The sequence below is a fragment of the Streptomyces crystallinus genome, assembly GCF_039521265.1.
Classification (GTDB): domain Bacteria; phylum Actinomycetota; class Actinomycetes; order Streptomycetales; family Streptomycetaceae; genus Streptomyces; species Streptomyces crystallinus.
Genome location: NZ_BAAACA010000031.1, coordinates 41,284 through 60,621 on the forward strand (window position 1 = coordinate 41,284; position 19,338 = coordinate 60,621).

13 protein-coding genes are annotated in these 19,338 nt (G+C 71.1%); 9 read left to right on the forward strand and 4 right to left on the reverse strand.

All coding sequences use genetic code 11. The annotated features are described in order from the left end of the window. Nucleotides 1-216: 216 nt before the first annotated feature. Nucleotides 217-2,817, forward strand: coding sequence for an ATP-dependent helicase HrpB (gene hrpB / locus ABD236_RS22515; protein WP_344076026.1), 2,601 nt, complete (start codon nt 217-219; stop codon nt 2,815-2,817). Between the two features lie 64 nt (nt 2,818-2,881). Here the strand turns inward: hrpB and pgfA are convergent, their stop codons facing one another. The 4 genes from pgfA to polA form a co-directional block, all read right to left on the reverse strand. Beyond that, the gene (gene pgfA, locus ABD236_RS22520; RefSeq protein WP_344076028.1) at nt 2,882-3,871 is read right to left on the reverse strand and encodes a cell envelope lipid trafficking protein PgfA; all 990 of its coding nucleotides are present in this window, start codon (nt 3,869-3,871) and stop codon (nt 2,882-2,884) included. A gap of 15 nt (nt 3,872-3,886) precedes the next feature. Continuing rightward, the gene (locus tag ABD236_RS22525) at nt 3,887-4,042 is read right to left on the reverse strand and encodes an SPW_0924 family protein (RefSeq protein WP_344076030.1); all 156 of its coding nucleotides are present in this window, start codon (nt 4,040-4,042) and stop codon (nt 3,887-3,889) included. A gap of 156 nt (nt 4,043-4,198) precedes the next feature. Further along, on the reverse strand, nt 4,199-5,893 hold the full coding sequence (locus tag ABD236_RS22530; RefSeq protein ID WP_344076032.1) for a lytic transglycosylase domain-containing protein: 1,695 nt from the start codon (nt 5,891-5,893) through the stop codon (nt 4,199-4,201). A 244-nt stretch (nt 5,894-6,137) separates the two neighbouring features. Beyond that, the gene (gene polA, locus ABD236_RS22535) at nt 6,138-8,846 is read right to left on the reverse strand and encodes a DNA polymerase I (RefSeq protein WP_344076034.1); all 2,709 of its coding nucleotides are present in this window, start codon (nt 8,844-8,846) and stop codon (nt 6,138-6,140) included. A 132-nt stretch (nt 8,847-8,978) separates the two neighbouring features. Between polA and ABD236_RS22540 the strand changes: the two genes are divergently transcribed. The 8 genes from ABD236_RS22540 to ABD236_RS22575 all read left to right on the forward strand — a co-directional run bounded on the left by ABD236_RS22540 (nt 8,979) and on the right by ABD236_RS22575 (nt 19,267). Continuing rightward, a complete protein-coding gene (locus ABD236_RS22540; RefSeq protein ID WP_344076036.1) occupies nt 8,979-11,261 on the forward strand; it encodes an FdhF/YdeP family oxidoreductase in 2,283 nt (760 codons plus the stop codon). Between the two features lie 124 nt (nt 11,262-11,385). Then, nucleotides 11,386-11,853, forward strand: coding sequence for a PaaI family thioesterase (locus ABD236_RS22545; RefSeq protein WP_344076038.1), 468 nt, complete (start codon nt 11,386-11,388; stop codon nt 11,851-11,853). 823 nt (nt 11,854-12,676) lie between these two features. Next, the gene (locus tag ABD236_RS22550; RefSeq protein WP_344076040.1) at nt 12,677-12,883 is read left to right on the forward strand and encodes a hypothetical protein; all 207 of its coding nucleotides are present in this window, start codon (nt 12,677-12,679) and stop codon (nt 12,881-12,883) included. A 492-nt stretch (nt 12,884-13,375) separates the two neighbouring features. Next, nucleotides 13,376-14,605: a branched-chain amino acid ABC transporter substrate-binding protein gene (locus ABD236_RS22555; RefSeq protein WP_344076042.1), complete on the forward strand. Its 1,230-nt coding sequence runs from the start codon at nt 13,376-13,378 to the stop codon at nt 14,603-14,605. 189 nt (nt 14,606-14,794) lie between these two features. Continuing rightward, entirely contained in the window at nt 14,795-15,727 is a 933-nt protein-coding gene (locus ABD236_RS22560; RefSeq protein ID WP_344076044.1) for a branched-chain amino acid ABC transporter permease, read from the forward strand. 5 nt (nt 15,728-15,732) lie between these two features. Further along, nucleotides 15,733-17,517, forward strand: coding sequence for a branched-chain amino acid ABC transporter permease (locus ABD236_RS22565; RefSeq protein WP_344076046.1), 1,785 nt, complete (start codon nt 15,733-15,735; stop codon nt 17,515-17,517). 5 nt (nt 17,518-17,522) lie between these two features. Then, complete coding sequence (locus ABD236_RS22570; protein WP_344076049.1) at nt 17,523-18,554, forward strand: ABC transporter ATP-binding protein; 1,032 nt, start codon at nt 17,523-17,525, stop codon at nt 18,552-18,554. Then, on the forward strand, nt 18,551-19,267 hold the full coding sequence (locus ABD236_RS22575) for an ABC transporter ATP-binding protein (RefSeq protein ID WP_344076051.1): 717 nt from the start codon (nt 18,551-18,553) through the stop codon (nt 19,265-19,267). The genes ABD236_RS22570 and ABD236_RS22575 overlap by 4 nt, the downstream gene beginning before the upstream one ends. The last annotated feature ends 71 nt before the right edge of the window (nt 19,268-19,338 follow it).

Consider the following 19,338-nt stretch of genomic DNA (forward strand, 5'->3'; position numbering starts at 1 on the left):
GGACGGTCGGGTCGGGGTGGGGCACGCGGGACGGGCCTGAGGGGGACAGGGCCCCGAGGGGGACGGGGCCCGAGGACGGCGGGGCGGGCCGCGTGGGATCGGCTTGGGTCTGGGCTCCCCCTCCCTCCCGCCCCCATTAGTCATACGAGCCCACAAACCAGCTGGTCTGTGGACGACCGGAAACCGGCCCGGGCCGGGACGTACGAAACTGTGGTCGTGATCCGAACCGACGCGATCGAGCGTCTTCCCGTTCGCCATGCCGTGCCCGAGCTGCTCAGCGCACTCGACGGGCACGGCACGGCGGTCCTGTCCGCGCCCCCGGGCACCGGCAAGACCACGCTGGTGCCGCTGGCCCTGGCCGGGCTGACCGGGATATGGCCACGGCGGCGGGTGCTGGTCGCCGAGCCGCGGCGGATGGCGGTGAGGGCCGCCGCCCGCCGGATGGCGTGGCTGCTCGGCCAGGAGGTCGGGGACGCGGTCGGATTCTCCGTGCGCGGGGAGCGCCGCACCGGCCCCGGCACGGTCGTCGAAGTGGTGACCACCGGCGTCCTGCTGCAACGGCTCCAGCGCGACCCCGAGCTCGCCGGGGTGGACGTGGTGCTGCTCGACGAGTGCCATGAACGCCACCTCGACGCGGACACCGCGATCGCCTTCCTGGTAGACGTGCGGGCCGCCCTGCGTCCGGAGCTCCAGCTGATCGCGGCCTCCGCGACCAGCGACGCGGAGGCCTGGTCCCAGCTGCTGACAGTGGCCGAGGGCTCGGGCCCCGCGCCGGTGGTGCGGAGCACGGGCGAGGGCCACGGAGCGGCGGTCCACTATGCCCCGCCGCCCGCCGGGATCCGCCCGTCGCACGGCACCTGGGTCGACCCGCAGCTGCTGCGCCATGTCGCGGCCACGGTCCGCCAAGCCTTGGCCGCGCACGAAGGGGACGTGCTCTGCTTCCTGCCGGGCACCGGCGAGATCGCCCGGACGGCCGGAATGCTGGACGGCGTGGACGCCGAGGTCCTCCAACTGCACGGGCGGGCTCCGACAGCGGTCCAGGACGCGGTGCTGCGCGGCGGCGAGGGGCGCCGGCGGGTGGTCCTGGCGACCTCGGTGGCCGAGTCGAGCCTGACTGTGCCGGGCGTACGGATCGTGGTCGATTCCGGGCTGGCCCGCGAGCCGCGTGTCGACCACGCCCGGGGACTCGGCTCGCTGGCGACCGTGACGGTGTCGGACGCGGCGGCGACCCAGCGGCTGGGCCGCGCGGGCCGGGAGGCGTTCGGCACGGTGTACCGGTGCTGGGCACCCGCCGACGACGCCCGGCGTCCGCGCTTCCCCTCCCCCGAGATCAAGATCGCGGACCTGGCGTCCTTCGCCCTGCGGACCGCGTGCTGGGGCGATCCCACGGCGAGTGGCCTCGCGCTGCTCGATCCCCCGCCCGCCGGGGCGATGGCGGCGGCCCGCTCGGTCCTGACCGCGATCGGCGCGGTGGACGAGGACGGCCGGGCCACCGAGCGGGGCGTGCGGATGGCGCGGCTCGGGGTGCACCCCCGGCTGGCCCGGGCGCTCCTGGACGGCGCGGCCGAGGTGGGCGCGCGCCGGGCTGCCGAGGTGGTGGCGCTGCTGAGCGAGGAGCCGCCGAGGGAGTACGGGGACGACCTGGCGGCGGCCTGGCGCACGGCCCGCCGGGGCGGGGATGGATACGGGGCGCGCTGGCGTCAGGAGGTGCGGCGGCTGACGTCGGCGGCGGCGGGGGCGACGGAGGTGGCGGGGCTGGGTGCCACGTCCTTCTCTCTGGCTGGTGTCGGCCCGGAAGTTGCTCCGAGGGCTGGGGGATCGGGATCGGGCGCCGCGTCGGGATCGGATGACGCCGTTGCCGGGCTGGTCACCGCGCTGGCGTTTCCGGAGCGGGTGGCGCGGGCTCGGGGTGAGGGCTCGTTCCTGATGGTGTCCGGTACGCGGGCGGAGCTCGGCCAGGGGTCGGGCCTGCGCAGTGCCGGATGGCTCGCGGTGGCCGTGGCGGACCGGCCGGTGCAGGCGGCTTCGGCGCGGGTACGGCTGGCCGCCGTCGTGGACGAGGGCATCGCGCGCGTGGTGGCCGGACCGCTGGGGGCCGAGGGCGAGGAGGTGCGCTGGGAGGACGGCGATGTCGTCGCCCGGGAAGTGGAGCGGCTGGGCGCGGTGGAGCTGTCCGTACGGCCCTTGAAACAGCCCGACCCCGCTTTGGTGCGGGAGGCGCTACTGGACGGGCTGGCGAGGGAGGGCATAGGACTGCTGCGGTGGTCGCGGGATGCCGTGGGGCTACGGGAGCGGCTGGCGTTTCTGCACCGGACACTGGGCGAGCCGTGGCCGGACGTGTCCGACGCGGCGCTGCTGGCGCGGGCCGAGGACTGGCTGGAGCCGGAGCTCTCCCGGGCGCGACGCCGGGCCGATCTGGGGCGGCTGGAGGCGGGGCAGGCGCTGAACCGGCTGCTGCCGTGGGCGAGCGGCGAGGCAGCGCGGCTGGACGAGCTGGCGCCGGAGCGCATAGAGGTGCCCAGCGGGTCGCGGATCAGAGTGGAGTACGGGGGCGCGCAGCCGGTGCTGGCGGTGAAGCTCCAGGAGATGTTCGGGCTGGAGGGGACGCCGGAGATCGCCGGGGTGCCCGTGCTCATACATCTGCTCTCCCCGGCCGGGCGTCCCGCCGCGGTCACCGCCGACCTGGCGAACTTCTGGCGGGAGGGCTATCGGGCGGTCCGTGCCGAGCTGCGCGGGCGCTACCCCAAGCACCCCTGGCCGGAGGACCCTTCCCAGGCCCAGCCGACGCGCCACACCAACGCGCGGCTCAAACGGTGATCTGGAGAAGGCGAGCTGTCGGAGCGAGGATGGCCTGCCGGCCGGCGTCACACGCTCGCGGGTGTCACGCGCCGACCGGCTCCGGCTCCGTACGGGTCTCGGGTGCGGGGGTGCCGGGGCGGCGGCTGCGGGCCTCCAGCCACAAGGAGAGGGCGAGCAGGGCGATGCCGAGTCCGAGGAAGCCCCAGGGGAGGTAGGAGGTGAGGAGAAGGACCAGGGTGCGGTTCTTCTTGATCAGGGCGACCGTGTGGTCGACGTAGTCCTCGCGCATCTTCACATGACCGGAGAAGGCGGTGATCTTGTCTTGGCCGAACAGAGCGGTGGCGTTGCGGAGTTCTTCCTGGTGGACCTCCTCGCCGTTGACCGGTCCGCCGGTCACGGGGTCGACCCAGAACATCCGTTTGGTGGAGTACCAGCGGGTGAGCCCGGTCTGCTGGGCGACCTCGGGGGTGACGCCGAGGGGCATCGCCTTGGGGAAGGGGACCCGGGTCCAGGGGATGGTCTGCTCGAAGTAGTAGACCTTCAGTCCGTGGAAGGTCCTCGTGCCCTTGTAGTGGATGGGGGCGGTGGTGCGGGTCTGGGCGTCGAAGTACTCGTAGTCCCGCTTCTCGGTGAGGAAGGGCCACTTGAACTCGAGTCCCTCGCGCTTGACCGGGTCGCCGTCGACCATCTCGCCGGTGGCGTGGACAGGGGCCTGGCTGTGGGCGTCGAAGACATAGCGCTCGGGGATCCTGGAGACGAACTGGCCCTTGTCGTCGAGCACATAGGTGAGGGAGTCCCAGACGACGACGTCCTTGCCGGCGGTCTTCTCGATCTTCCGGGACTCCCCGACGTTGCCCTTGAGGGTCTGCACGATGGTCACCTTGGGGACCGTCACGGACTTGAACTGCTTGTAGTCGATGAGGGTGGCGTTCTTGGCCTCAAGAACCGTCTCCTGGTACTGGCTGGGCGGGACCTTGGCGAGCCGGGGGAAGGCATACCAGCGCAGCAGCGGTGAGAGGGCCGCGAAGAAGACGGCGAGGGCGAGCAGGATCAGGCTGGCTTTGCGTCGCATGCGGCCGGCTCTCCTCTACTTCCCCGGCGGGATGGCCCCGGGGGCGGTGGGGACGGTGGTGAGCAGGGGCTTGGGCGAGGTGCTGCCCTCGGGGCCGCCGATCGCGGAGACGGTCAGGACGATGGCGAGGGCGGCGGCGAGCCCGATGGCCGCGGCGACGAGGGCGCGCATGCTCGGCCTCCCGGAGCTGATGGGGCGTCAGGATTGGGGCACCGTAGCAACGCGGGGATGAGATGAGAACACGTGGAACCGCCCCCGCTGCGCTGGGGGCGGCGGGGGCGGTCCGGAGACGACGGCGGCGCAGGGCCGCGGGAGGCGAGGTGGTGGTCAGGCGACCTTGAGCTGGAGGTCGAGGGTGGCGCCGCCGGGGGTGGTGAGGCGGAGCACGAAGGTCCCGGTCTGGCCGTCCGCGTAGATCTTGGGAAGCCGCAGCACGCCGTTGGCGTCGGTCTTCAGATCCTTGAGGGACCGGATGGGGTTGCCCTTGGCGTCCTTGAAGTAGGGGCCCTTGTCGTTGACCTTGGTGTCGGCGGACGGAGTGCCGGCGGCGGGCGCCTCCGGCGTGACGATCATCGCGGCGGCGACGGCGATGCCGGGGACGACGGCACCCTTGCGGGTGGCCTTGACCTCGACGTAGTTGGCGAACTCGGCGCCGGGGGCGGCCGTCAGCTCCTTGGTGTCGGTGCGCGTCAGGGTGTCCGCCTGGCGGGCATCGACGGTGGCGGTCCACTTGAGCTCGGGCAGCGCGCTGCCGACGACGGTGGCCTGGACGGTGAAGCTGCCGGTCTGCTCGCCCGCCTGGAGTGCGGGGGCGGTGGCGCGGCCGTCGGCGCCGGTGGCGACCGTGACCTGGGTGGCGCCGCCTGGGAAGCGGGCGTCGGTGGCGCCGGTGACCTGGAAGCGGACGGTCGCCTTGCTCAGCGGTCGGCCGAGCTGGTCCAGGACCCGCACCTTGGCCTGCCCGGCGAACGAGGAGCCGGCGGTCGCCGTCAGGGGCGCGGTGCCCGCGTCCTCGAAGGTGCTCGCCTTCTTCGACGGCAGCGGCTTGGGCGAGCTGGGCTTGCTCGGGGTCGGCTTGGAGGGCTCCGGGTGCGTCGGCGTGGGGCCCGGCTTGGACGGGGTGGGCTTCGGCGTCGGGCTCGGCGTCGTCGGGTGCGGCGCCGGGGTCGGGGCCGTGCGGACGGGGCGCTGGGCCGGGACGTCGCTGCGGGTGCCCGGCTGCACGCCCGTACCGTTCGGGACCTCGTGGGAGCCGCGCTTGTAGTACTCGAACCACCTGAGGACCGTGGTCAGGTACTCCTGCGAGTGGTTGTAGCTGAGCACCGCCTTGTCCAGGTCGTCCTGGACGGCGAGGTCGCGGTTGCCGCAGAGGTAGTACGCGGTGGCCAGCGAGGCGTCGTAGATGTTGTTGGGGTCCTTGCGGCCGTCGCCGTTGCCGTCGCGGCCGGAGGTCGCCCAGGTGGAGGGGATGAACTGCATGGGGCCGACAGCGCGGTCGTGGACGGTGTCGCTGTCGTACAGGCCGTGGTCGGTGTCGGTGATGTTGGCGAAGCCGACGCCGTTGAGGACCGGGCCGAGGATGGGGCTGAGGGTGGTGCCGTTGGCGTCGACGCGGCCGCCGTTGGCCTGGCCGGACTCGACCTTGCCGATGGCCGCGAGTATCTGCCAGGGGAGGTGGCAGGCGGCCCGGTCGCGGGCGACCTCGGCCTCGGCCTTCTTGTAGGCGTCGAGGATGGTCGCGGGTATGCCCTGGTCGTCCGCGCCCAGGACGGGCGAGCCGGTGGCCGGGGTGCCGGGCGGGTTCGGGGAGACGAGGGGCGGGAGGTCCGTGTAGTACGGCGAGTTGCCGCTGGCCGGGGCTCCGGGGGGAGGCGTCGGGGTGCCGGACGCCGCGTGTTCACCCGCCGGGCCGTTGGCGAGGACGCCGGGGCCCTGGGAGGCGGAGAGCGCCGCCACCGCCGCCGCGGCCACGGCAGTCGTGGTCGCTCCCTTGCGCAGCCGTCGACCGATCTGCGGTGCCATACGTCCAGCCCCTCCCCGTGGTCAGCAGTTCGCGCTCCCCAGCGCAGGCCTCAGGAGACCCTAACGGACCCACTGGGTGGCGCGACACCGCCCCCTGACCCTTATTCACCTTTTCACCGCTTCGTCACCCGGCGGCTTCCCGGATATGGCGGAGAATCGGTTCCCCTCGCCGTACAGGGAGCTGCCCGCCGGGTGCGGCACCCGGCGGGCAGCTCCTCGGGGCCCGGTGGTCCGGGCCCGGTGGTCAGTGCGCGGCCGACTCCCAGTCCGCGCCCGCGCCCACCGACACGTCCAGCGGCGCGCGCAGGGACACGGCCGAGGCCATCTCCCGGCGGACCAGGGCCTCGACCTTCTCGCGCTCCCCCGGGGCGACCTCCAGCACGATTTCGTCGTGGACCTGGAGCAGCAGACGGGAGGTGAGGCCCGCCTCGGTCAGCGCCCTGTCCACCCGGAGCATGGCGACCTTGACGATGTCCGCGGCCGTGCCCTGGATCGGGGCGTTGAGCGCCATCCGCTCGGCCATCTCGCGGCGCTGGCGGTTGTCGCTGTTGAGGTCCGGCAGATAGCGGCGGCGGCCGAGCATCGTCTCCGTGTACCCGGTCGCCCGGGCCTCCTCCACCACGCGCTGGAGGTAGTCCCGTACGCCGCCGAAGCGCTCGAAGAACGTGTCCATCAGACCGCGTGCCTCCGCCGCCTCGATGTTCAGCTGCTGGGAGAGGCCGAACGCCGAGAGGCCGTACGCCAGGCCGTACGACATGGCCTTGATCTTGCGGCGCATCTCCGGGTCGACCTGGGTCTTGTCGACGCCGAAGACCTGGGAGGCCACCGTGGTGTGCAGGTCCTCGCCGGAGGTGAAGGCCTCGATGAGGCCCTCGTCCTCCGAGAGGTGGGCCATCACCCGGAGCTCGATCTGGCTGTAGTCGGCGGTGAGCAGCGACTCGAAGCCCTCGCCGACCACGAAGCCGCGGCGGATGGCGCGGCCCTCGTCCGTACGCACCGGGATGTTCTGGAGGTTGGGGTCGGTCGAGGAGAGGCGGCCGGTCGCGGCGACCGTCTGGTTGAAGGTGGTGTGGATGCGGCCGTCCGCCGCGACGGTCTTGATCAGGCCCTCGACGGTGACCCGCAGCTTCGCCTGCTCGCGGTGGCGCAGCATGATGACCGGCAGCTCGTGCTCGGTCTGGGCGGCCAGCCACGCCAGGGCGTCGGCGTCCGTCGTGTAGCCCGTCTTCGTCTTCTTGGTCTTGGGCAGGGCGAGCTCGCCGAAGAGGACTTCCTGGAGCTGCTTGGGCGAGCCGAGGTTGAACTCGCGGCCCACCGAGGCGTGCGCCTCCTTCACGGCCTGCTGCACCGCGCCCGCGAACTGCTGCTCCATCGCCTCCAGATGCGGGCGGTCGGCCGCGATGCCGTACCGCTCCATCTTGGCGAGGAGGGCCGAGGTGGGCAGCTCCACGTCATGGAGCAGGTCGGCCGCACCGACCTGCTCCAGGCGCTCGGTGAAGGCGGCGCCGAGGTCCAGGACCGCGCGCGCCTGCGTCATCAGGGCCTCGGCCTCGGCCTGGTCGTCGGTGCCGAAGGCGAGCTGGCCGTCGGCGGCCACCGGGGCGAGCTCGCGCCCCAGGTACTCCACGGACAGCGCGTCCAGGGCGAACGAGCGGCGGCCGGGCTTGACCAGGTACGCGGCGAGGGCCGTGTCCATGGTGACGCCCTCGACGCTCCAGCCGTGCTCGGGGAAGACCCGCATGGCGGCCTTGGCGTTGTGCAGGACCTTCGGCCTGGCGGCGTCCGCGATCCAGGCGGCGAAGGCGCGCTCGTCGGCCTCGTCGAGCTCGGAGGGGTCGAACCAGGCGGCGGGGCCGTCGGCGGCGGCCAGCGCGATCTCGCTGACACTGCCGGTGCCGAGCGCCCAGGCGTCGACGGTGGCCATGCCCAGCGGCTCCGAGCCGTGCTCGGCGAGCCAGGGGGCGAGCTCGCCCGCGCCCAGGACCGAGCCGTCCAGCTCCACTCCGGCGGCGGGGGCCGGGGCCTCCTCCTCGCCGGCGCCCGGGTCGACCGCGAGCAGCCGCTCGCGCAGCGAGGCGTTACGGATCTCCAGCACGTCCAGGACGCCGATCAGCGCCGTACGGTCGTAGGCGACGCGCTCCAGGTCGGCCGGGGCCTTGGGCAGCTCCACGTCGCGCACCATCTCGGTGAGGCGGCGGTTGAGGCTGACGGCCTCCAGGTGGTCCCTGAAGTTCTGCCCGGCCTTGCCCTTGATCTCGTCGGCGCGCGCGACCAGCTGCTCGAAGGAGCCGAACTGGTTGATCCACTTCGCGGCGGTCTTCTCGCCCACGCCCGGGATGCCCGGCAGATTGTCGGACGGGTCGCCGCGCAGCGCCGCGAAGTCCGGGTACTGCTGGGGGGTCAGGCCGTACTTCTCCTCGACCTTCTCCGGGGTGAAGCGGGTCAGCTCCGAGACGCCCTTGGTCGGGTAGAGCACCGTCACGTGCTCCGAGACCAGCTGGAAGGAGTCGCGGTCGCCGGTGACGATGAGGACCTCGAAGCCCTGGGCCTCGGCCTGGGTCGCGAGCGTCGCGATGATGTCGTCGGCCTCGAAGCCGTCGGTCGCGAAGCGCGGGGCGTTCATCGCGTCCAGGAGCTCGCCGATCAGCTCGACCTGCCCCTTGAACTCGTCGGGGGTCTTGGAGCGGTTCGCCTTGTACTCCGGGAACTCCTCGGAGCGCCAGGTCTTGCGGGACACGTCGAACGCCACCGCGAAGTGCGTGGGCGACTCGTCACGCAGCGTGTTCGCCAGCATCGACATGAAGCCGTACACGGCGTTGGTCGGCTGACCCGCCCCGGTCGTGAAGTTCTCCGCGGGCAGCGCGAAGAACGCCCGGTACGCCAGGGAGTGCCCGTCCATGAGGAGCAGGCGCGGTCGGTTGTCTGGGGTCTTCTTCGATGCCGTCTCAGCCACGTCCCCGATCCTGCCACGCCCCACTGACAATCCCGGACAGTGCGCTGCGGGGACCGCGCCGGGACGGCTGTCAGTGCCCCGTGACAGGATCGGAACCGTACGTATCGCACACGTCGCTCGAAGGGGAGCGCCATGGCCACCAAGCCGCCCGCTGGGGACCCGGTTCAGGACGCGCCGCAGGTCGCGCCGCCCAAGCACGCCGCCGCCGGACTTCCCGCGATCGGGTACACGGCGCTGGTGGCCCAGCAGCAGATGGGCGTGGCCCGGGCGACGCGGACGCTGCTGAAGGTCAACCAGAAGGACGGGTTCGACTGTCCGGGGTGCGCCTGGCCGGAGGGCGACAAGCGGCATGTGGCGGAGTTCTGCGAGAACGGGGCGAAGGCGGTCGCCGAGGAGGCGACGCTGCGCCGGGTTACACCCGACTTCTTCGCCGCGCACCCGGTCTCCGACCTGGCGGGCCGCAGTGGGTACTGGCTGGGCCAGCAGGGCCGGATCACCCAGCCGATGTATCTGCCGGAGGGCGCCGACCGGTACGAGGCGGTGACCTGGGAGCGGGCGTTCGAGATCGTCGCGGACGAGCTGAAGGCGCTGGACTCGCCGGACGAGGCGCTCTTCTACACCTCGGGGCGCACCAGCAACGAAGCGGCGTTCCTGCTCCAGCTCTTCGCTCGCGAGTTCGGCACCAACAACCTGCCGGACTGCTCCAACATGTGCCACGAGTCGTCCGGCTCGGCGCTCACCGAGACCATCGGGATCGGCAAGGGCAGCGTCTCCCTGGAGGATCTGCACCAGGCCGACTTGATCATCGTCGCCGGGCAGAACCCGGGCACGAACCACCCCCGGATGCTCTCGGCCCTGGAAGAGGCCAAGCGGGCGGGCGCGAAGATCATCTCGGTGAACCCGCTGCCCGAGGCGGGCATGGAGCGCTTCAAGAACCCGCAGACCGCCAAGGGCCTCGCGCTGGGCGGCCAGAAGCTCAACGACCTCTTCCTCCAGATCCGCATCGGCGGCGACCAGGCCCTGTTCCGCCTGCTCAACAAGCTGATCGTGGAGACCGAGGGGGCCGTGGACGAGCTGTTCGTCCGCGAGCACACCCATGGGTACGAGGAGTTCGCCGAGGCGGCCCGGGCGGCCGACTGGGACGAGACGCTGGCCGCGACGGGGCTCACGCGCGCGGAGATCGAGCAGACGCTCTCCATGGCGCTCTCCTCCCGGCGCACCATCGTGTGCTGGGCGATGGGGCTGACCCAGCACAAGCACGCGGTGGCGACCATCCGGGAAGTGGTCAACTTCCTTCTGCTGCGCGGCAACATCGGCCGCACCGGCGCCGGAGTCTGCCCGGTGCGCGGCCACTCGAACGTCCAGGGCGACCGCACCATGGGCATCTTCGAACGGCCGGCGCCCGCGTTCCTGGACGCCCTGGAGAAGGAGTTCGGCTTCGCGCCGCCGCGCCACCACGGCTATGACGTGGTGCGCTCCATCGAGGCGCTGCGCGACGGCAGGGCGAAGGTCTTCTTCGCGATGGGCGGCAACTTCGTGGGGGCCACCCCCGACACCGAGGTCACCGAGGCCGCGATGCGCCGTGCCTCGCTCACCGTCCATGTGTCGACCAAGCTCAACCGGTCCCACGCGGTCACCGGGCGGCGCGCGCTGATCCTGCCGACGCTCGGGCGCACCGACAAGGACGTACAGAAGAGCGGCAAGCAGTTCGTCACCGTCGAGGACTCGATGGGGCTGGTGCACTCCTCGCGCGGCAACCTGCGGCCCGCGAGCCCGCACCTGCTCTCCGAGCCGGCCATCGTGGCCCGCCTCGCGCGCGCCACGCTGGGCGCCGGCTCCAGGGTGAACTGGGAGGAGTTCGAGCAGGACTACGCGACGATCCGCGACCGCATCGCGCGCGTGGTGCCCGGCTTCGAGGACTTCAACGCGCGCGTGGCCGAGCCCGGCGGCTTCCGGCTGCCGCACGCGCCGCGCGACGAGCGCCGCTTCCCGACCGCGACGGGCAAGGCGAACTTCACGGCGGCGCCGGTGGAGTATCCGACGGTGCCCGAGGGGCGGCTGCTGCTCCAGACCCTGCGTTCGCACGACCAGTACAACACCACGATCTACGGCCTGGACGACCGCTACCGGGGCATCAAGGGCGGCCGCCGGGTGATCCTGCTCAACCCCGAGGACGGGCGGGAGCTGGGCTTCGCGGACGGCTCGTACGCGGACCTGGTGAGCGAGTGGAAGGACGGCGTGGAGCGGCGGGCGCCGGGGTTCCGGGTCGTGTACTACCCGACGACGCGGGGGTGCGCGGCGGCGTACTACCCGGAGACCAACGTCCTGGTGCCGCTGGACTCCACGGCGGACACCAGCAACACCCCTGCCAGCAAGTCCGTGATCGTACGTCTGGAACAATCGGCGACCGTCTAAGCGTTCGCTCAGACAGGCCGGCCGGGTCCCTGGGACCAGGCCTGCCGACAGTCAGGTCGGCCGGCACCGCGGATCGGGCCTGCCGACGGCCAGACGGAACCGGACCACGATCGGAGTCCCGCCCATGGGTGAGCAGAGCAAGGTGAAGTTCCCGCAGGAGGTCCTCGACGAGTACGCGGCGCTGGGCGTCGACCTGCCCGCGCTGTTCTCCGCGGGGCACCTCGGCACCCGGATGGGCGTGCAGGTCCTGGAGGCCTCGGCGGAGCGGGTCGTCGGCACGATGCCGGTCGAGGGGAACACCCAGCCGTACGGGCTGCTGCACGGCGGGGCTTCGGCCGTGCTGGCCGAGACGCTGGGGTCGGTGGGGGCGATGCTGCACGGGGGCGCCTCGAAGGTGGCGGTGGGGGTGGATCTGAACTGCACGCATCATCGGGGGGTGCGGAGTGGGCTGGTGACGGGGGTGGCTACGCCGGTGCATCGGGGGCGGTCGACGGCGACGTATGAAGTGGTGATCACGGATGAGGGCGGGCGGCGGGTCTGTTCTGCTCGGTTGACTTGCTTGTTGCGGGATGCGGGGGGTTCTGCGGGGTGAGTCGCCCCTCCCCGCCCCTTCCCTAAACCCTCCGGGGGTGGGTGGGGTGCAGCTGGTCTCCCGGGGCTCTGCCCCCGGACCCCGGTTGCGGGGGCTCCGCCCCCTGCGCCCCACTCCAAGCGAAAGCTCCGTCCCCTGCCGCCCCGGCGGGGCTGCGTCCCTGCTCCCCCATTTCGGCGGGGCCTGCGGCCGCCGCACCCCGCATCGCGTTCGCCTGCGGGCCGGTGGGGGCTGGTCGCGCAGTTCCCCGCGCCCCTGAAGGAACGGGGCCTGCGGCCCCTGTTCCTCCGCGCCCGCCAAGAGCCCCGCGCACCCCAAAGGAACAGTCGCCCCCGCCCCGCCCCCTCTGGCCACCGCCGCCGATGCCAGCCTCCTTCTGATCCCCGCAGAGGCCGCACTACCTAGAGGCCGTACTACCTAGGGGCGCGGGGAACTGCGCGAGCAACCCACCACCAAGCCGCAGACAAACACCGGCCCCATCAGGGGCGCGGGGAACTGCGCGACCAGCCCACCACCCACCCGCAGACAAACACCGGGCCCCCAACCCCCTTATCCCCCACCCCAGTTGTGTCACCGATCGTGACCCCCTACCGTTCGCCCCATGGGCACGCCATCAGGAACCGGACACCCCCTTGGGGCGTGGCGCGTGGTGGGGCGAGGGGTCGTTTCGGTCGGGGTTTGTGCGCTGGTGCTCGGAGGCGTCGGGGTTGGCTGTTCGGGTGGAGGCAGGGGCGGCGCATCTCCTGTCACAGCCGTCCCGGCGCCCACCACCAGCACCCCGGAGGAGGACTGCCGGCAGCTCGTCGGGTACTGGGCGCGGGCCGTGATCCAGGGCAACCGCTGGTCGGGGCTCGACTGGGAGCAGAAGGGGTTCTCCATCGATCAGCACGAGATCCATGAGCGGGTCGTCGCCGCGGCGAGGGGCGAGGAGCGCGCGCACGGTGTCGACGCCGCCTTGCGCCTCGTCGACCGGGAAGCGCGACAGGAGTGCTCCGCCGCGCATGGAGCCATGGGGGGTGGTCGGCACTAGGGGCGGCAAGCGGGCCGTTACCGGGTCCATACCAACCTTCCGGCCACTCCCGATCGTAACGCTCTGTAACTCGGGCGAAATGGATAAACGGGATCAGCCCCTCCGGTCCACTTTCACAAGATCATTACGGAAATCCGCACCGCGGGGCATCACCGCAGGTGGGGCCGGTACCCCCGGCAACCCCCTCTGTCAGTAGCAAGATCGGCTCAAGCCCCTTAGCGGAACTGGGAATTCTCAGTATGTGGGCGCTCTTCGGGCTCACCAATGCCCCCATCTGTCCACAGAGCTCCCCTCGGCGTGTCCGCTCGTCATAACAAGAAAGTCACATCCTGACCTTCCCTGGTCCCCGACTCCGCCACCTGCGCCTAGAGTCACGGCCAGTCACCGCGCCGCCGGGCGCGTCTGCTGCACGGCCACCGGTACCACCCCAGTACGGCCCGGCGAGTCACACGACGTCTCAGCGGAGACGTCGCGCCAGGGAGAGGACATATCGTGCGACACCGTTCCTTGCTCATACTCACCACCGTGCTCACCACGGGGGCGCTCACCCTCACCGCGTGCGGTTCGCGCGACAAGAAGGACGACAACGGCGGCGGCGGCAAGACGACCACCGTGATCATCGGTGTCGACGCCCCGCTGACCGGCCAGAACTCCGCCACCGGCCTCGGCATCCAGTATGGCGTGCAGATCGCCGTCGACGACGCCAACGCCAAGAACCTGGTCCCGGGCGTCAAGTTCGCGGTCAAGGCGCTCGACGACAAGGCGCTGCCGCCGACCGGCCAGCAGAACGCCACCGCGCTCGTCGCCAACAAGGACGTCCTCGGTGTGGTCGGCCCGCTGAACTCCGGCGTCGCCCAGACGATGCAGCAGGTCTTCGCGACCGCCAACCTCGTCGAGATCTCCCCGTCGAACACCAACCCCACCCTGACCCAGGGCAAGGACTGGGCGGCCGGGAACAAGACCCGCCCGTTCAAGACCTACTTCCGCACCGCCACCACCGACGCCATCCAGGGCGGCTTCGCGGCGGACTACGCGGTGAACACGCTGAAGAAGAAGAGCGTCTTCGTCGTCGACGACAAGCAGACCTACGGCGCCGGTCTGGCCGCCCTCTTCAAGCAGGGCTTCACCAAGGCCGGCGGCAAGGTCGCGGGCGAGGACCACGTCAACGTGGGCGACAAGGACTTCGCCAGCCTCGTCACCAAGATCAAGAACTCGGGTGCCGACCTCGTCTACTACGGCGGTCAGTACGACGAGGCGCAGATCGTCACCAAGCAGCTCAAGGACTCCGGCGTCAAGGTCCCGCTCTTCGGTGGTGACGGCATCTACTCCGACACCTTCATCACCACCGCCGGCAAGGCGAGCGAGGGCGACCTCGCCACCTCCGTCGGCGAGCCGGTCGACGGACTGCCCGCCGCCAAGGACTTCATCCAGAAGTACAAGGACAAGAAGTACCCGGGCGACTACGGCACCTACGGCGGCTACTCGTACGACGCCGCCACCGCGATCATCAAGGCGGTCGGCAACGTGGTGAAGGACGGCAAGGTCCCGGCCGACGCCCGCCAGCAGATCGTCGCCGAGGTCCAGAAGAGCCAGTTCGACGGTATCGCCGGCAAGGTCTCGTTCGACGAGTTCGGTGACACCACCAACAAGCGGCTGACCGTCTACCAGGTCACCGACGGCAAGTGGAAGGCCGTCAAGAGCGGCACGTACAACGCCGGCTGATCGATCCAGCCCCGGCCCCTGTACGACCCGCTGGACCGTAGGACCCGTACCACCCGTTCCACCGCACCAGCACAGCACCACCGCTCCACCCGCACGACAACAGGGCCGCGCGGCCACGACAACCGTCTACCGCGCGGCCCGACGTCTACTCCCCTTGCACTCACTCCCCATCCACATGGAGGCCATGCGGTGCACACTCTGCCGCAACAGCTGGCCAACGGGCTGCTCCTCGGCTCGATGTACGGGCTGATCGCCATCGGCTACACGATGGTGTACGGCATCGTCCAGCTCATCAACTTCGCCCACGGCGAGATCTTCATGACCGGCGCCTTCGGCGGACTCACGGTCTACCTCTACGTGCTGCCCGACGGCATATCCATGTGGATAGCCCTCCCTCTGATGCTGATCGGCGGCGCCCTCGTCTCCGTGCTCATCGCACTGGGAGCGGAACGCTTCGCCTACCGACCACTGCGCGGCGCGCCACGCCTGGCGCCACTGATCACCGCGATCGGACTCTCGCTCGCGCTCCAGCAGGCGGTCTTCAACTGGTACCCGAAGGCCAAGAACGACGAGCCGTTCCCGCAGCTCCCCGGCGGGCCGTTCCACGTCGGCTCGATCACCTTCGGCTCCGGTGACATCTTCCTGATCACGGCGGCCCCGCTGTGCATGGCGGCGCTCGCGCTGTTCGTGCGCTCCTCGCGCACCGGCCGCGCCATGCAGGCCACCGCGCAGGACCCGGACACCGCCCAGCTGATGGGCATCGACACCAACCGCATCATCATGATCGCCTTCGCCATCGGCGGCATCTTCGCCGCCGTCGCCGGTGTCGCCTGGGGCCTGAAGTACGGCTCCATCAAGTACGAGATGGGCTTCCAGGCCGGTCTCAAGGCGTTCACCGCGGCCGTCCTCGGCGGTATCGGCAACATCTACGGCGCCATGATCGGCGGTGTGGTCCTCGGCCTCGCCGAGACCATGGCCAGCGCGTACATCGCCAACGTCCCCGGGATGCAGCAGCTCGGCGGCTCGGGCTGGGCGAACGTCTGGGCGTTCGTCCTCCTCATTCTCGTCCTGCTCTTCAGGCCACAAGGCCTGGTGGGCGAACGCGTCGCGGACAGGGCGTGATCTCCATGACCACCAGCACCATCAAGGACGTCGCCACCCCGGCCGAGCCGCGCGGAGTCATCCCGCTGCCCGTGTCCGCGGCCCGGCTGCTCGTCGCGGTCGGCGCCGTCGCCACGATCGCCTCCACCTTCCTCGCCTGGACCTGGACCTCCGAGTTCCCCGGCGACCTCACCGTCACCGGCTACCCGGCCGGGCTCCAGACCCTCACCCTGGTCGCCGGAGCGCTCACCCTCCTCTACGCCCTGGCGGGCTACGGGGTGCGCGGCCTCGGCTGGCTCAACCCCGGCGGCAGCAACAACCCGGTGCTCCTCGCCGCGGTCTCCGCGTTCGCGGTCGTCTGGTACACCGTGATCGCCATCTCGTACGACCTGGGCGGCATCGCCAACCTGGAGCCGGGCGGGTTCGTCGCGGCCGTCGCCTCGCTGATCCCGGTCCTGGGCGCGCTCGCGCTGCCCCGCCCGGGCCGCTCGCTGCGCGACCACATCGCCAAGCCCGACGCCATCCCGCCGGCCGCGCCGCTGCCCAGCTGGGCACAGCGCCTGGTCATCTCGCTGGCGACCGCGCTCGGCCTGGTCGTCTTCACCTACGGCATCGGCGTCAACGACGAGGAGAGCGAGACCTTCATCGGTCTGCTGCTCCTGGTGCTGTTCGGCTCGATGGCGCTGTTCGCCGCCGGTCTCTTCGAGCGGTTCACCGAACTCAACGTCCGGCACAAGGGGTTCGCGACCACCGCGGTCTTCCTCGCGGCCGTGGTCTTCCCCTTCACCCAGAGCGAGGACCACAACGCCAACCTCGGCGCCAACATCCTCATCTTCGGCACCGTGGCCCTCGGCCTCAACATCGTCGTCGGCCTCACCGGTCTGCTCGACCTCGGTTACGTGGCCTTCCTCGGCGTCGGCGCCTATGCGGCGGCGCTGGTCTCCGGCTCCGAGTTCTCCCGCTTCTCCGGGGTGCAGGTCCCGTTCTGGGCCGCCGCGCTGATCGGCATGGGCGCCTCACTGGTCTTCGGCGTGATCATCGGCGCACCGACCCTGCGGCTGCGCGGCGACTATCTGGCGATCGTCACCCTGGGCTTCGGAGAGATCTTCCGGATCACCGTCAACAACCTCGACGGCGCCTCCGGCCCCAACCTCACCAACGGCCCCAACGGCATCTCGCAGATCCCCGACCTCGAGATCTTCGGGTTCAACCTCGGCGCCGCGCACGACATCGCCGGCCGCACCATCGGCCGCTTCGGCAACTACCTGTTCCTGATGCTGCTGATCACGGCGCTCATCGTGCTCGTCTTCAACCGCGCCGCGAACTCCCGTATCGGCCGCTCCTGGATCGCCATCCGCGAGGACGAGACCGCCGCCACCGCCATGGGCATCAACGGCTTCCGGGTCAAGCTGATCGCCTTCGCCCTCGGCGCCTCGCTCGCCGGTCTCGCGGGCACGGTCTTCGCCCACGTCAACTACAGCGTGGTGCCCAGCCCCTTCCAGTTCGCCGGCGCGGCCCCGCCCAACTCGGCCTTCCTGCTCGCGGCCGTCGTCCTCGGCGGCATGGGCACGGTCAGCGGCCCGCTGCTCGGCGCCTCGATGCTCTACCTCATCCCCGAGAAGCTGAGCTTCCTCAAGGAGTACGAGCTCTTCGGCTTCGGCGTCGCCCTCATCCTGCTGATGCGGTTCCGCCCCGAGGGCATCGTCGCCAACCGGCGCCGCCAGCTCGAATTCCACGAGACCGGCCAGCTGGACGTGCCCGAACAGGGACTTCCGGACACCACCGTCGGCGTCACCAAGGCGGAGGCGTAACCCATATGACCACCACCATCGCCCCCAGCCCGGTGCTCGAAGCGGCCGGCGTCACCATGCGGTTCGGCGGTCTGACCGCCGTACGCAATGTCGACCTCACCGTCAACAGCGGCGAGATCGTCGGTCTCATCGGCCCCAACGGCGCCGGCAAGACCACCTTCTTCAACTGCCTCACGGGGCTCTACGTCCCCACCGAGGGCAAGGTCTCCTACAAGGGGACCGTGCTCCCGCCCAAGCCGCACCTGGTCACCCAGGCCGGTATCGCGCGCACCTTCCAGAACATCCGGCTCTTCGCCAACATGACGGTCCTGGAGAACGTGCTCGTCGGGCGGCACACCCGCACCAAGGAGGGCCTCTGGTCCGCCCTGCTGCGCGGCCCCGGCTTCAAGAAGGCCGAGGCCAAGTCCCGCGAACGGGCCATGGAACTCCTGGAGTTCATCGGCCTGGAGCACAAGGCGGACCACCTCGCCCGCAACCTGCCCTACGGCGAGCAGCGCAAGCTGGAGATCGCCCGGGCGCTGGCGAGCGAGCCGGGGCTGCTGCTCCTGGACGAGCCCACCGCCGGGATGAACCCGCAGGAGACCCGGGCCACCGAGGAACTGGTCTTCGCCATCCGGGACATGGGCATCGCCGTGCTCGTCATCGAGCACGACATGCGCTTCATCTTCAACCTGTGCGACCGCGTCACGGTGCTGATGCAGGGCGAGAAGCTGGTCGAGGGCACCTCGGACGTCGTCCAGGGCGACGAGCGCGTCATCGCGGCGTACCTCGGTACGCCGTTCGAGGGAGCGCCCGGCGCCGAGGAAGTGGCGGAGGTCGAGGCGGCGGCAGCGGCGGCGGACGCGACTTCGGAGGACGGGGCCGCCCCGGCCGCACCCGACTCCGGGGCAGCGGCCGAGGCGGCGCCGGAGCCCGAGGCGCGGGACGAGGCCGCGCCGGAGCCCGAAGCCGCGCCGGAGCCCGAGGCCGCACCCGACACCGCCTCCCCCGAGGCCGACGCTCAGGGCAAGACCCGTACCGAAGGAGACTCCCGGTGACCGCTCTTCTGGAAGTCGAGGACCTCCGCGTCGCCTACGGCAAGATCGAGGCCGTCAAGGGGATCTCCTTCACCGTCGAGGCCGGCCAGGTCGTCACGCTCATCGGCACCAACGGCGCCGGCAAGACGACGACCCTGCGGACGCTGTCGGGGCTGCTCAAGCCCTCCGGCGGGCGCATCACCTTCGACGGCAAGCCCCTGTCGAACATCCCCGCGCACAAGATCGTCGCGCTGGGGCTGGCCCACTCCCCCGAGGGCCGGCATATCTTCCCGCGGCTGTCCATCGCCGAGAACCTCCAGCTCGGAGCGTTTCTGCGGAGCGACAAGGACGGCATCGAGAAGGACATCCAGCGCGCCTACGAGCTGTTCCCCATCCTGGGCGAGCGGCGCAAGCAGGCGGCCGGCACGCTGTCGGGCGGTGAGCAGCAGATGCTCGCGATGGGCCGGGCGCTGATGTCCCAGCCCAAGCTGCTGATGCTGGACGAGCCGTCGATGGGGCTCTCCCCGATCATGATGCAGAAGATCATGGAGACCATCGTCGAGCTCAAGGCCCAGGGCACCACGATCCTGCTCGTGGAGCAGAACGCCCAGGCCGCGCTGTCCCTGGCGGATCACGCCCATGTGATGGAGGTCGGCGAGATCAAGCTCTCCGGCTCCGGGCAGGACCTCCTCCACGACGAGAACGTCCGCAAGACGTACCTCGGCGAGGACTGAGTCAGTCGCGCGGTTCCCCGCGCCCCTGGGTACTTAGGGGCGCGGGGAACTGCGCGACCGGCCCACCACGG

What these genes read in the sequence shown, in the direction of transcription:
- ABD236_RS22540 (WP_344076036.1), top strand. Translation starts at nt 8,979, where the DNA reads ATGGCCACCAAGCCGCCCGCTGGGGACCCGGTTCAGGACGCGCCGCAG.
- ABD236_RS22545 (WP_344076038.1), top strand. Translation starts at nt 11,386, where the DNA reads ATGGGTGAGCAGAGCAAGGTGAAGTTCCCGCAGGAGGTCCTCGACGAG.
- ABD236_RS22565 (WP_344076046.1), top strand. Translation starts at nt 15,733, where the DNA reads ATGACCACCAGCACCATCAAGGACGTCGCCACCCCGGCCGAGCCGCGC.
- pgfA (WP_344076028.1), bottom strand. Translation starts at nt 3,871, where the DNA reads ATGCGACGCAAAGCCAGCCTGATCCTGCTCGCCCTCGCCGTCTTCTTC.
- ABD236_RS22530 (WP_344076032.1), bottom strand. Translation starts at nt 5,893, where the DNA reads ATGGCACCGCAGATCGGTCGACGGCTGCGCAAGGGAGCGACCACGACT.
- ABD236_RS22570 (WP_344076049.1), top strand. Translation starts at nt 17,523, where the DNA reads ATGACCACCACCATCGCCCCCAGCCCGGTGCTCGAAGCGGCCGGCGTC.
- ABD236_RS22525 (WP_344076030.1), bottom strand. Translation starts at nt 4,042, where the DNA reads ATGCGCGCCCTCGTCGCCGCGGCCATCGGGCTCGCCGCCGCCCTCGCC.